The sequence below is a fragment of the Bacillus sp. FSL M7-0003 genome, from assembly GCF_038628485.1.
Taxonomy (GTDB): Bacteria; Bacillota; Bacilli; order Bacillales; family Bacillaceae; genus Bacillus; species Bacillus safensis.
The window spans coordinates 1,335,675-1,348,410 of record NZ_CP152024.1; the positions used below are offsets into that span (position 1 = coordinate 1,335,675).

Here is a 12,736-nt window from a genome sequence, read left to right on the forward strand (position 1 = left end):
ATATCGTTATATGTAGTCTATTCTCCTATCCATCACCGCATGAGTGATATATTAAAGAAAGAGCAACATTTATTATAGCGTAACCTCAAGAGAAAATACAGGCTGTGATGAAGATGATTAGAAAACGGCAAAACTGCGTAAACTGAAAGAACGTGAGAATCAGGGTCATGGGAATTGCTTTCATAGACATACGATCTCCTAAAGGAGGACGATAGATGGAACAATCAGCGAAGACATCGAAAATCGCGTTTCTATCCGTGCTGAGCAACACATTTGTTGTCATCTTAAAAATCATTGTGGGTCTATTAACCGGATCTGTCGCGGTTTTATCAGAAGCCATTCATTCGTTTCTCGATTTAATGGCATCGTTTATTGCATTTATTTCTGTTCGTATTTCAAGAAAGCCAGCAGATTCTAAACATCCTTATGGACATGGAAAAGTCGAAAATATTTCTGGAACGATTGAGACACTGCTGATTTTCGTTGCTGGCATTTGGATTATATACGAATGTGTTCACAAATTAATGCATCCAGAGCCAGTCAAGCTGCCTGTGCTTGGCATTGTGGTCATGCTGCTAGGCGCGCTCATCAATTTTGTTGTATCGAGGGTTGTGAACAAAGAGGCTGAGCGAGTACATTCAGTTGCCATGAAATCAAATGCACTGCATCTTTTAACGGATGTGTTTACGTCATTAGGGGTGGCATTTAGTTTATTGCTTGTGGCATTAACCGACTGGTATTTCCTAGATCCGATCATTGGAATGGTTCTGGCCCTCTTTATTATGCGTGAAGCGTTTAAACTCATGAAGGAAGCCTTCCCGCCGCTTGTTGATGCTCGGTTAACACCAGAGGAAGAACAATCAATCGAAGCGATCATTCAAGGATTTAGTCAAGAATTTATTGAATATCATGACTTTCGAACAAGGCGGTCTGGTGCCGAGGAATATATTGATTTTCATTTGATTGTAGATGGAAAGACAACGATTGAAGATGTTCACCAATTATGTGATCGAATTGAAGAGAAGATTCAGCTGGAATTTCCGCATGCACAAATCTTTATTCATGTGGAACCTGAAAGTGAAAGAAGCGCACAAACGTAAAAAAGGCGATCAACCTATTCTCAGGTTGTATCGCCTTTTTTACGCTTCATCTATGAAATGAAATCAATATCCATAAGCAGTATCGTAGTCTTCATACCAAGAGATATAAGCTGTGTCATCATTTGACAAACCATGCTTCATATCTAAAAAATCAGCCTCGCAAATATCTTCAATTACAGTCATTTCGTTGTTCTTTAATAATACGACAGTTCCCATCATGAACACCTTTCTTTAAAAAATCCTTGACTATTGTACCATTTGAAGAATCATTGTCAACAGAAGAATGGAAACAAGACGAAAATATCACAAAATGTTAAAAAATCAGGAGGTAAAAGAACTAGAAGTGCCATGTTTTTCACAAATTTTCAGTATTTATTCACATAAATCGCTTAGATCAAACTGATCTAAAATGTATGTAAAAGTGTAAAGCTCCATTGATCTTGCTATATTCATAGGATATAATAACGAATGATTATAAGAAATTTATAGAAAACATACATAATAAAGGAGAAATAGGATGGAAACCAACATAACAGAACCACACATTCAAGAAAAGAAGCATCCTGAGCTAGCAGGTGTAGGCTATCGTTTTCTTGCACACCTTTTGGACGGTATCATTATCGGTGTACCAATTGCATTTATCATGTTTATTTTGGCGTCAGTCTTTTTTATCTCAAGCCCAGAGGCAGCAATGATGATGGATGACGACAGTTATTACTATTCTTCAACCGTCATTACGGATGAGGAGTGGGAAGCTATTATGGGACTGATCTTTTTCTATATAGGGGCAATCTTGATGGGTACCGTGGTGACATGGCTTTATTACGCCATCATGGAATCATCAAAATTGCAAGGAACACTTGGAAAGATGGCTCTCGGCATCAAAGTAACAAAAGTCACAGGCGAAAAGGTCACATTTGGCCGTGCAACTGGCCGCTTCTTTGCAAAAGGCTTTTTGTCTCCGATCTTATATATTGGCTATATCATTGCTTTCTTCACAGAAAAAAAACAAGCACTTCACGATTTGATTGCAAGTACCATTGTTGTGAAGAAATAATGAAAAAAGCACCTCTGCTATATGGTAGGGACTGACCCCATAAGATGAGACAAATAAAAAACACCTTCAAGTTTGAAAACGGATCGTTGTAATCCGAAATAAAACATGGAGGTGTTTTTTCTATGGGGACAAGAGTGAGTTATCCGGTTGAAGTCAAACAGAAGGCTGTAGAAATGAGATTGGCAGGCGTATCAATGAAAGAGATTTTGCGGGAATTGAATATCAAAAATAAAACGCAGGTTCAGACATGGGTGAGGTGGCATAAGGCTGGGGATACACACCGGTTCGAACAGCCTGTTGGAAAACAATATACCCATAGAAAGGGTCCCGAGTACTCTTCCGAATTAGAGAGACTGCAGGCAGAAAATCGCTATCTGAGTCAACAGAATGAAGTTTTAAAAAAGTACAACGAATTGGAAAGGAAGTTGATAAGGAAACGTCAATCAAACTGGTAGAAGAATTGTGCAAAACAATGACAGTACAGGACATCTGTGTCCATTTAGGCGTCTCACGCGCTTCGTACTATAGATGGAAAAAGAATCTGAATCAGAATCATTCTAAAAGACAACTAGAGAAACAAATCGGCACGTTGTGCCGAGAGCACAAGTATCGATATGGATACCGAAAAATCACAGCCTTACTAAAAGTGAGAATGCGTATTAACCATAAAACTGTTCAACGTATCATGCAGAAAAACCAGTGGCAGTGCCGGGTTAAAATGAAAAAGCGTAAGAAAAATGGGCAGCCCTATGCTGTGGCTGGTAATATACTGGATCGGAACTTTCAGTCTGATCGCCCTCTTGAAAAACTAGTAACGGACATCACGTATTTGCCTTATGGACAGAAACAATTGTACCTTTCCAGTATATTGGATTTATATAATGGAGAAGTGATTGCGTTTACGATTGGTGATAAGCAGGACACAGACTTTATTTTAAACACACTTGATCAGCTCCCAGCACTGCCTGAAAACTGTGTGTTACATAGCGACCAAGGTTCTGTGTATACATCTTACGAGTATCAGAAAGCTGTTCATATAAAAGGCATTACCATGAGCATGTCCCGTAAAGGGACGCCCGCTGATAATGCCTCCATCGAATCGTTTCATTCCTCGCTAAAGTCTGAAACGTTCTATCTTAACAGTATTGATCGAACTACGACCACCATCGTAGAACGCACTGTCAAAGAATACATTTATTATTATAACAACATTCGTATTCAAACAAAACTAAACAACCAATCACCGATCAACTATCGGCAATTGGCTGTATAAAGGTGTTTTGATCCCTGTCTCAAAAACGGGGGTCAGTCCCGTAAGAGGTGCTTTTTTTCATAGATCGCTCGTATGGAAGAGGGAAACAGCACATAAAATAGAATGATAGTGAAAAATGAGGCAGGGAAGGGAGACAATCGATTGAGAACAGGAAAAAAGACCGCACAGAAAAAAGGGGCAGGCTTTGGGCTGTTTTTGACAGCACCTGTGCTGGCCTGGGCGTTGTATGATTTTGCAAATACGATCTTTTCATCAAATATGATCACCATTTTCTTCCCATTTTACTTGCAGGAAACGATCGGGGACAGTGCGAGAATGGACCAGATCGCCAGCACCTTTATTTCTTATGCAAACGCACTAGCCAGCTTTTTTCTCGTCATTTTTACACCTTTATACGGAGTGCTGATTGATCGTACAGGGAAAAAGAAACGCTACATTACGGTGTTTACGTTCATATGTATTGCTTGTACGTTGATGATGGGGATTTTTGCTGGGATTGATTTCTCAAGTGAATGGTTTGGGCTGCCTGTTTCTTTATTAGTCGTGGTCACCTTGTTTGTGATCGCAAAGTTTTTTTATCATTCTAGTCTTGTTTTCTATGACACCATTTTGCCCGATCTTGGGACAAAGGAAGAAATCCCGCTTATTTCAGGATTTGGTATCGCCGTTGGCTATTTAGGAACACTTGTCGGTCTCTCTGTTTATTTACTTGTCGGCAATGACCAGTTTCATGAAGCATTTATTCCGACAGCTCTTTTATTCCTTCTCTTTTTTCTACCCTTTCTCTTTTTTGTAAAAGATCCTCATCCGCTGCCTCAGCGAGAGAAAAAGGCGTCTTTTTTCAGCGGGTATAAAGAGATTATTCACACGTTTAAAGAGATGAAAAAGTACAAGCCAGCTTTTATCTTTATGATTGCTTTCTTTTTTATGAATGATGCTTTACAAACAGCGATTGCGATGATGGCTGTTTATGCCAAAATCATCATTGGCTTTACTGCTGGGCAATTTATTTTGCTCTATCTTGTGTCGACCATTTCAAGTATCATTGGCTCCTTTCTGTTTGGTTATATCACAAAAGCGATAGGGGCAAAGCGATCGATTACAGTCGTGTATGTCATTTTAATTGTGGCGCTCATTCTGGCTGTGACAGCGGCAACCGAATGGGTCTTCTGGATAGCGGGCAGTTTATTCGGGATTTCACTTGGCGCAAGCTGGGGGGCATCACGAATCTTGATTATTGAACTGACACCGAAGGAAAAGCGAGGACAGTTTTTTGGCCTCTTTGCATTCTCAGGGAAGGTATCTTCCATTATCGGGCCGATCATTTATGGCTCAGTTACCCTGCTGTTTGCAGAGCACGGAAATCTCGCAAGCCGCCTTGCACTAGGGTCTTTGCTCATCCTTGCAGCGATAGGACTTGTGATTCATCAATTCGTTCGAGAGAAAGCGTAAAGAAACGTCAACTTTTTACCTATGCTGCCGATATAAAAAGTACAATCTTATATTGAAGAATAGAGGGATTTCCGTGGCTTTAAACAAACAAGAAATTTTACTTGACTCTGGTACCAATGAATTGGAAATTGTGAAGTTTGAAATTGGTGCAAATCAATTCGGCATTAACGTCATGAAAGTAAGAGAAATCATTCAGCCGGTTGAGGTGACGGTTGTACCGCACTCTCACCAAGATGTAGAAGGGATGATTAGTTTACGAGGCGAGATTTTACCAGTCATCAATCTATTTTCCTTTTTTAATGTCGAGTCAGATCAGTCAGAACAAGAGAAATATATTGTGACTGAATTCAACCAACGGAAATTTGTGTTCCATACAGGAACGGTATCACAAATTCACCGCGTCAGCTGGGAAGAGATTGAGAAGCCGACTGCACTCAATCAAGGGATGGACCGTCATTTAACGGGCATCATTAAGCTTGATGAAAAAATGATTTTCCTTCCAGATTACGAAAAAATCATTTATGATATTGAATCTGCTTCTGGTGTTGATACGTATCATATGTTTGACGGTGAGAAAGACGAGAGAAGAACAGGGAAGAAACTGTATGTCGTTGAAGATTCTCCGCTTCTCATGCGTTTATTAACAAATGAATTAACCGAAGCAGGCTATAAAAACATTGTGACCTTTGAAGATGGCAAACAGGCATATGATCATGTCATGGACCTTGTCAGCAAAGGAATCAGTGTCACAGAAGAAATTGATATGATTATTACGGATATTGAAATGCCTAAAATGGATGGCCACCGGCTAACAAAACTGCTGAAGGACAATCCTTTAACAAATTCCATTCCGATTCTTATTTTCTCTTCGTTAATCACTGAAGATTTGCGTCATAAAGGGGAAACGATCGGGGCAGATGATCAAATCAGTAAACCAGAAATTCATCAGCTGATTGAAAAAGTCGATCATTTTATTATCTAAACGAAAAAACCACTCGGTATGAGTGGTTTTTTTCTGTTTAAAAATAACTTTCCCCGAGACGTTTGAAGACGGGCTTTGTGTAATGTGATTTTTGTTTTGTGGCGGCAGGTTTTTCTTTTAAACCGACATACGTTTGAAGTATTTGTTTTGCTCGGTTTAATGACATATTCGCTTTCGGATTGCGATATGATTGATTTAAATTTCCTAAGTGTGGCAAAAATTCGAAGTCTTCTTTCGTTGGTGGCAGGTGAAAATAATAATCTCCAATTTCAATCAGCACGTCGGACTGTTGTTGACTATACTTGGGATTGTTAGAGAAATGTAGGCCCACTTTTCTTCCTTTACCTTCTTGCAATAGTTTTTGCAGCGCGCGTTTTTTCAAAAGATAAAGAAACTTGGGGTTTGGTGCGGTTTTAGCATGGCGGTTAACAGTATAAATGGCTTTTGCGATGTTTTCTGCTGTAGGTTCTATGTCTTTAGTATGAGCATAATCGTCCATTTTTTCTCTCCTTTGTCTTTCGTCTTCCTGTGCTTAGTATAAATTATACGTTTTTATTAGTAAATTGCAAATAGAGTTATTGTAAAAAGAAAACCTTTGGTATAAAGGGATTAGGGAGATTGAAATTTTTGTGTGTTCGAATCCTTCCCAATCCTTCCCCAAAATTTATAAATTCATCGCCTCTTCAAAAAATTCAACTGATTCTATTTCTGTTGATTATATTGTAAGTATATAAGTTATTAATCATTTGAGGGTTATTTCTTAGAAGGTTTGCACTATTCTTTTGCTTATCAATATAGTCACATGAGTAAGTCGTAAACTGTGAACGGTAAATTTTTTAGATTGAGGTTATCGATAACAGATTGACGCATAAAGGAGATGTCAGAGGAACAGTCTCGAAAAGCGTTAAAACAAGTAAAGCTTTTGTCCATAAATGGATAGGGGCTTTAACTGGAGAAACTTGGTTATACGGTTAGTTAAAACGTGATATGATTGTAAAAAGGAGGTAATATCATGACATTCAAAAAAGCGTTCAATATAGGTTATTTTGTTTTGCTTTTATCTTTTATTGTCGTATATTTCTTGCTTCCAGTCGATCAATTATTTACAGCAATTATGATCCTAACCGTATTATTTGGAGTATATCAATTTGTGATTTTCAAGAAACTAATAGAACAAAAACAGCAATAAAAAATGCCCTAATCTGCATTCGTCGAGGGCATTGAAAATTAAGCCATTCTCATCGCTTGTATTTACAATTGCCATTCATAATGGGTCTAAATCACCTTCTACATTTTAGCAAACAAGCTATCTGCCATCAGTTTTCCTCTACCTGTTTTATCTGGAGAAGATCCAGCTGTTTTAATTTTCTATATGCTAAAGGTGTCGTATTTTTTATTCTTTTAAACAAATTGATAAAATAGCTTGTGCTGTTGAAGCCTACTTGGTAAGCGATTTCTGTGATAGTGAGATCCGTTTCTTGAAGCAGGATGAGGCTTTGCTGAATTCTATATTCATTTACATAATGCATAGGTGATTTCTTTAAAATGTCTTTGAAGGATCTGCAGCATTCTGAGCGGCTAAGCTGTCCTGCACGAGCAATATCTTGGAGAAGGATCTTTTCATGATAATGCTGATGAATCCAATTCAGCATGTGTTTCATCCGTTCATTTTTATCGTGTTTACGCGCATCATGTTTCATTTGGAAGCCATTTTGTAATAAGCTTTTCCAAATGGTGATGAGCTGAATATTGAGTTCAAGTTCATAATAGACTGGAGTTTCATCAATTAATTGTTGAATGGTTTGAATACATTGATAAATATGTTTAGGCCAGTGATCTTTTTGGTTGAGTAAAATATAAGCTGTCTGGCTCGCATGCATATAAGGATGGACAAAAGTGGTGAATAATTCATTCGCTGTGATGAAGTAGGGAGAGACATTTAAACAAACATAAGTACATGCCGTCCCATTCGCATCTTTTGCCATGTGCAGGCAGCCACTATTGATGAAAATGCCATCTCCTTGCTTTACATATAATGTCTCTTCATTGATATGAAATTCAGCCTCACCCTCTAAAATAAAGACAAATTGAAACTCGTCATGCCAGTGAAGAGGAATATAGCCGCTTCTATGATGACGAATCTTCGTATGATAAAGAGCAATAGGCCATGCTGTCGTGGAATGCTCCGTTAATTCTTTCAGATTGTAGTCAATCAGAAAATGATGGTTGTGCATAATTCTCCTCAATATTCTTTTATTTTTATGTTCAATTAATATATCAATATGTAACAAAGTGAACTACTATCAACTATATTATCATGATTTGTTAAGAATTGAGGAGAATGAAAATGAATAGGAGAAAGGGCATTTTACTTGTACTCATAGGCGCCATCTGCTGGGGTGTAGGAGGAACGATTTCACAAAAATTGTTTCAGCAATATGGGATTGATGTCAATTGGCTTGTGACGGTCCGGCTGCTCATCTCAGGGGGATTGCTTTTATTTGTTCATGTGATGACAAAAGAAAAAACACATCTGATGGGTGTGTGGCAAAAGAAGAGGACAGCGATGCAAATCCTTCTATTTGGACTAATGGGGATGCTGGCTGTTCAATATACTTATATGGCATCCATTCAACATGGAAATGCTGCTGTGGCAACGCTGCTTCAGTATACAGCCCCTGTTATGATTATCGTGTATTTGGTCATTCGCAGGCAATCAACCTTCACTAGAAGAGATCTAGTCACAGTGGTATTGGCTTTAGCAGGTATGTTTTTCTTATTGACGAATGGTTCTATTTCAACATTAACCGTTCCATTTGCGGCAGTGATGTGGGGAATATTATCGGCTGTGGCGCTCTCGTTTTATACGTTATATCCAATCAGACTGTTAAAACAATTCGATTCTCTAGTGGTTGTCGGCTGGGCGATGCTGATAGGAGGAGGCGCCCTTAGCTTGATCCATCCTCCTTGGAAGGTTAATCTCACTCATTTACCTTTTGAAGCGTATGTCTATTTATTATTTGTGGTCATATTTGGAACGATGATCGCTTTTTGGTTTTACATAGAAAGTTTGCAATACTTATCACCAAAAGAGTCGAGCTTAATTGGAAGTGTTGAGCCCCTTGCAGCAGTCGTTACGACAGTTTTCTGGTTAAAAGAGCCATTCGGACTTTTCCAATGGATAGGGACAGCTTGTATTGTCTATATGATTTTATTCTTGGCATTGTATCAGCCGAAAAAATGAGAGGGATGGGTGTTGAACAATAGAAGGAATGATAAGAAGAATTGACTGAATGAAATATAAATGAAGTGAACTATTAGTTCATGATAACTACCTATTTATTAAAATGGGTAGTTTCTCAAATGATATTTTTTTATATGATGTAAGCAGATGAATTATTTTGTATGAATAGAATAAGCGCAATAAAAACAACCATTAAAGTCCGTTTCATTCGTCATTTGTTTGGCTTCGCCCATGGCGCTTTCCCCATTCATATGCATGCCAATCAATGTACGGCTTGCAGCATCACCTAAAAATGCACAATCTTCTGTATGTACAACAAACTGTCCCTGTTCATTCTTTGTATGAATAAAATAGTAACTTTTTAGCATTTCTTTCACCTCCAACCTGACTATCCTACTATAAAACGTTTAATGATGTAAAGGAATTTTATTGTGAAAAACAAGAAAAAATGGATCAACAAAACAAAACGAGAAGTGCTAAATGGATGGAGGGGGGGAAGTAAAGCGAGGTAAATGTGATTTATTTATGCATGCTTCAAGCAGATTCTATGGGCAGAGGAAATGACATGAAGGATGTTTCAGCCATGCAAAAAGGACTTTCCTGAAAAGAAAGTCCTTTTTGCTATTTACTTATTGAACTCCCTGACCCTTTAGTTCACGCTGCACGTCTAAGTCGGCAGCTTCTCTGCTGAACTTTGGCAGTGTAATGAAGTAAAAAAGGAAGACGAGTAAAATAATAAAGCCCATTCCGTAATAAATATAAGAAACATTTGTGATGAGTTTTGGAAATAATACAGCAATCAGACCTAATGTCATTGATTGAGCAAACATAGTAAGCGGATCAACCCATCCTGACACACGGCCCATCAGGCGAGGGTGGACGATTCTAGGCAGCCAGCCGCCAATGACAATGTTGACTGGGCCAATGCATGTACCAATGACAAATGATGTGACATAAAACAACCATAATGTATGGGTAGAACCAAGGACAAAAATCAAAATACCTGCGACCAGAATTGGAATCGACATGAGATATTGCATCTTTACCTTCTTAGCGAGGACAGAGCCCATTAAGCTTCCAACGAGCAATCCTGCACCGATCGCAATTGTAAAGAAGGATGTATGCAGCTCAAAATGGTCTGGTGAAAGTCCATATTTCATTGTAAACATCGGAAGAACGGCAAATGCGCCATTGACTAGACCGAAAACAAAAAAGCCAAAAATTAAAGAAGCCAATAATTTATTTTTTAAAATATACAGTATGCCTTCTTTAAAATCTTTCAGAGACGTTTTAATGGTCATGCCTCTCCAGCCAGCTTGTCCATTTGGCTGACGCGCTTCAATTGGAATGTTACATGAACGAATCAGGATGCCTGAAATAATAAAGCTGACTAAATCAATTGTAATGGCACCGTGAAGACCAATCGTTTTATACATAATGGCACCGAGTCCAACGCCAAATACCATAAATAAACTAAACAGCATTTGATTTAAGCCAGCGGCTTTTGCATATTGATCTTTATTTAAAATGGCCTGAACGAGAGAAGCTTCAGCTGGATAGAAGAATTTCGTAATGGCACTTCGAATAAACAAGATCAAGAAAATAAGTGGCAGTGAATTAAAATAAATAACGATGAATAATACAATCGTCAGCCCAGCTCGTATCCAATCACAATTCTCTGCGACTTTTTTACGATCAAAACGGTCTGCGACCACACCGACCATAAAAAAGACAAAGACGGTAGGAAGAGAATACATGAGCTCAGCCAATGTGGCGTATGCGGGCTGATGACTAAAATGGTCGAGCAAATAAAAGGCAAACGCCATATTGCCTACTGTTGTCCCCATTTGCGAAGCAAGTGCTGCAAAAAAGAGACGAACAAAATTTCTGTTTTTAAAAATATCCATAAATACGCTCCTTAACCTGAAGATCCCACTTTATATCATATAAAATTTTAAGCATTCGTACAATTGATTTCTTCTACTGGCTAATGGTCACAGGTGTTCCGTTTGGAACGAGTGAAGCAAGCTCGATGACATTCTGATTATACATTCGAATGCATCCTCTAGAAACAGCTTTACCAATTGAAGACGGGTTATTCGTACCGTGAATGCCGTAATGAATTTTTGAGAGGCTCAGCCAATAAGCGCCAAAGGGACCTCCTGGGTTTGGCTGTCTGTTGACAATATAATAAGAACCTGTCGGTGTCATATTTAAAATTTTCCCTGTTGCAATCGGATACGAACGAATAAGCTGTGATCCAGAAAACAAAACGAGACGTTTCGTTGAAATCGAAACAAAAATGCGATAAGGGATCGTATTAGGATCCGGCAAACCAGGAATGATAATGACCTCATTTTGTTCGGGCTCGCGAGCTTGAAGTGACGGATTTGCAGTCTTTAAGGCATCTGTTGTAGTTCGAAAATCAAGTGCTATAGAAGCAAGGGTTTCCCCGCTTTTCACCGTGTATCGAAGCACCAAAGCACACTCCTTTTAATCAAATAAAAGAAGCCATGATGCCGTCACTTGACATACTATATGGACGGAATCAGGCCCAGTAAGGTTTCTCCTAACATTTGTCATGAAAAAGAACTTTGATTATACATATGCAGGAGAGGGCGGTTTGGCTTCTATTTATACGCGAGATGTCAAGGTAAAAAAGGTTAACTCGGGTTTGGCTAAAAACCGAAGCGGCAGCCGCGTTGTTCCAAGTCCACGGTTGACATAGATGCGGTGCTGATCGCTGCCGTATAAACCTTCTATATATGTACGGCCGTAAGGTGCTGTGAGAATCGGTCCATAGAAAGGGAGCTGCACTTGACCGCCATGCGTATGCCCGGAAAGCTGCAAGTTAATAGGTGTTGTTTTCAGCTCTAATGCGGCATCAGGCTCATGAACGAGCAGTAACGTAAATAAATCAGATGATACTTCCCGTTTGATCAAATCGTAATCAGGCACGCTCATCATGAGATCATCCAGTGAAGCAATCTGAATATGCGCATGATCTTTTTCTAATAGAAACACATCATTTTTACATAATGTAAATCCACAAGCCTCCATTGTATTCTCATAAAGCTCCACGCCAAATGGTCCGTAGTCATGATTTCCGTAGATGGCAAGCTTACCGAACGGAGCATGAAGCTTATTCAAATAAGCCTTCGCTTTTTCATGCTCTTCAGAGGATGCTTGAAAATCAACGAGATCACCTGTGAACACAATGAGATCTGGAGATGCAGCATTGATTTTCTGGACGATGGCTTCTAGATTCTTCGCAGCGAATGTATCACTCAAATGAACGTCACTAAATTGGGCTATTTTAAACTGGTCAAATGAAGCTGGAAGCTGAGCATCTTGAATGGTCAGTGACACGGTATCGATCATGCGCGGCTCAATGTACCTGGCATATCCATATCCACAACTTGTAGCCAAAAAACCGAGAATACTCGCACCAGCTGCTCCTTTTAAAAATTGTCTGCGGGAAAGCTGCTTCATATAAGACTCCTTTATAAATAAAATTAAGTATAGCATCATATTTGGATAATCTCCCATATGGTGCACCGAGGGTCAATCATGATATGATAGACAATAATGAATGAATAGTCATTCAAATGACACAGAGGGGGAGAAC

14 protein-coding genes are annotated in these 12,736 nt (G+C 38.9%); 7 read left to right on the forward strand and 7 right to left on the reverse strand.

From position 1 onward, the window contains the following. The first annotated feature begins 215 nt into the window (after nt 1-215). On the forward strand, nt 216-1,100 hold the full coding sequence (locus tag MHI23_RS06755) for a cation diffusion facilitator family transporter (protein ID WP_024424706.1): 885 nt from the start codon (nt 216-218) through the stop codon (nt 1,098-1,100). A gap of 63 nt (nt 1,101-1,163) precedes the next feature. On the opposite strand, the gene MHI23_RS06760 is transcribed toward MHI23_RS06755, so the two are convergent. After that, a complete protein-coding gene (locus tag MHI23_RS06760; RefSeq protein ID WP_162842519.1) occupies nt 1,164-1,316 on the reverse strand; it encodes a hypothetical protein in 153 nt (50 codons plus the stop codon). A 301-nt stretch (nt 1,317-1,617) separates the two neighbouring features. Between MHI23_RS06760 and MHI23_RS06765 the strand changes: the two genes are divergently transcribed. The 4 genes from MHI23_RS06765 (at nt 1,618) to MHI23_RS06780 (ending at nt 5,864) form a co-directional block, all read left to right on the forward strand. Next, entirely contained in the window at nt 1,618-2,157 is a 540-nt protein-coding gene (locus MHI23_RS06765; RefSeq protein ID WP_024424707.1) for an RDD family protein, read from the forward strand. A gap of 122 nt (nt 2,158-2,279) precedes the next feature. Beyond that, nucleotides 2,280-3,430, forward strand: a protein-coding gene (locus MHI23_RS06770) for an IS3 family transposase (protein WP_149125678.1) whose coding sequence is annotated in 2 segments (ribosomal slippage) — nt 2,280-2,553 and nt 2,553-3,430 — 1,152 coding nt in all. Because the reading frame shifts where the segments join, the coding sequence is not laid out codon by codon here. 141 nt (nt 3,431-3,571) lie between these two features. Then, nucleotides 3,572-4,882, forward strand: a complete 1,311-nt coding sequence (locus tag MHI23_RS06775) for an MFS transporter (RefSeq protein ID WP_024424708.1) — start codon at nt 3,572-3,574, stop codon at nt 4,880-4,882. 73 nt (nt 4,883-4,955) lie between these two features. After that, nucleotides 4,956-5,864, forward strand: coding sequence for a chemotaxis protein (locus MHI23_RS06780; protein WP_024424709.1), 909 nt, complete (start codon nt 4,956-4,958; stop codon nt 5,862-5,864). Nucleotides 5,865-5,901: 37 nt separating this feature from the next. Here the strand turns inward: MHI23_RS06780 and MHI23_RS06785 are convergent, their stop codons facing one another. Then, nucleotides 5,902-6,363: a YkyB family protein gene (locus MHI23_RS06785; RefSeq protein WP_008356877.1), complete on the reverse strand. Its 462-nt coding sequence runs from the start codon at nt 6,361-6,363 to the stop codon at nt 5,902-5,904. 513 nt (nt 6,364-6,876) lie between these two features. On the opposite strand from MHI23_RS06785, the gene MHI23_RS06790 reads away from it, so the two are divergent. Next, a complete protein-coding gene (locus MHI23_RS06790; RefSeq protein ID WP_164512161.1) occupies nt 6,877-7,053 on the forward strand; it encodes a hypothetical protein in 177 nt (58 codons plus the stop codon). 127 nt (nt 7,054-7,180) lie between these two features. Here the strand turns inward: MHI23_RS06790 and MHI23_RS06795 are convergent, their stop codons facing one another. Further along, nucleotides 7,181-8,098, reverse strand: coding sequence for an AraC family transcriptional regulator (locus MHI23_RS06795; protein WP_098676849.1), 918 nt, complete (start codon nt 8,096-8,098; stop codon nt 7,181-7,183). A gap of 113 nt (nt 8,099-8,211) precedes the next feature. Here MHI23_RS06795 and MHI23_RS06800 point away from each other — a divergent pair, with 113 nt between their 5' ends. After that, nucleotides 8,212-9,108: an EamA family transporter gene (locus MHI23_RS06800; RefSeq protein WP_024424711.1), complete on the forward strand. Its 897-nt coding sequence runs from the start codon at nt 8,212-8,214 to the stop codon at nt 9,106-9,108. 152 nt (nt 9,109-9,260) lie between these two features. Here the strand turns inward: MHI23_RS06800 and MHI23_RS06805 are convergent, their stop codons facing one another. The 4 genes from MHI23_RS06805 to MHI23_RS06820 all read right to left on the reverse strand — a co-directional run bounded on the left by MHI23_RS06805 (nt 9,261) and on the right by MHI23_RS06820 (nt 12,600). After that, nucleotides 9,261-9,476: a hypothetical protein gene (locus MHI23_RS06805; protein WP_024424712.1), complete on the reverse strand. Its 216-nt coding sequence runs from the start codon at nt 9,474-9,476 to the stop codon at nt 9,261-9,263. 261 nt (nt 9,477-9,737) lie between these two features. Continuing rightward, entirely contained in the window at nt 9,738-11,015 is a 1,278-nt protein-coding gene (locus tag MHI23_RS06810; RefSeq protein ID WP_024426859.1) for an MFS transporter, read from the reverse strand. Between the two features lie 73 nt (nt 11,016-11,088). Next, nucleotides 11,089-11,586: a L,D-transpeptidase family protein gene (locus MHI23_RS06815; protein WP_125586290.1), complete on the reverse strand. Its 498-nt coding sequence runs from the start codon at nt 11,584-11,586 to the stop codon at nt 11,089-11,091. Between the two features lie 156 nt (nt 11,587-11,742). Further along, on the reverse strand, nt 11,743-12,600 hold the full coding sequence (locus tag MHI23_RS06820; RefSeq protein ID WP_056766321.1) for a metallophosphoesterase: 858 nt from the start codon (nt 12,598-12,600) through the stop codon (nt 11,743-11,745). Nucleotides 12,601-12,736 lie beyond the last annotated feature (136 nt).

Coding starts and splice junctions, on each gene's coding strand:
- MHI23_RS06755 (WP_024424706.1), top strand. CDS start 216: ATGGAACAATCAGCGAAGACATCGAAAATCGCGTTTCTATCCGTGCTG.
- MHI23_RS06760 (WP_162842519.1), bottom strand. CDS start 1,316: ATGGGAACTGTCGTATTATTAAAGAACAACGAAATGACTGTAATTGAA.
- MHI23_RS06765 (WP_024424707.1), top strand. CDS start 1,618: ATGGAAACCAACATAACAGAACCACACATTCAAGAAAAGAAGCATCCT.
- MHI23_RS06785 (WP_008356877.1), bottom strand. CDS start 6,363: ATGGACGATTATGCTCATACTAAAGACATAGAACCTACAGCAGAAAAC.
- MHI23_RS06790 (WP_164512161.1), top strand. CDS start 6,877: ATGACATTCAAAAAAGCGTTCAATATAGGTTATTTTGTTTTGCTTTTA.
- MHI23_RS06795 (WP_098676849.1), bottom strand. CDS start 8,098: ATGCACAACCATCATTTTCTGATTGACTACAATCTGAAAGAATTAACG.
- MHI23_RS06800 (WP_024424711.1), top strand. CDS start 8,212: ATGAATAGGAGAAAGGGCATTTTACTTGTACTCATAGGCGCCATCTGC.
- MHI23_RS06805 (WP_024424712.1), bottom strand. CDS start 9,476: ATGCTAAAAAGTTACTATTTTATTCATACAAAGAATGAACAGGGACAG.
- MHI23_RS06810 (WP_024426859.1), bottom strand. CDS start 11,015: ATGGATATTTTTAAAAACAGAAATTTTGTTCGTCTCTTTTTTGCAGCA.
- MHI23_RS06820 (WP_056766321.1), bottom strand. CDS start 12,600: ATGAAGCAGCTTTCCCGCAGACAATTTTTAAAAGGAGCAGCTGGTGCG.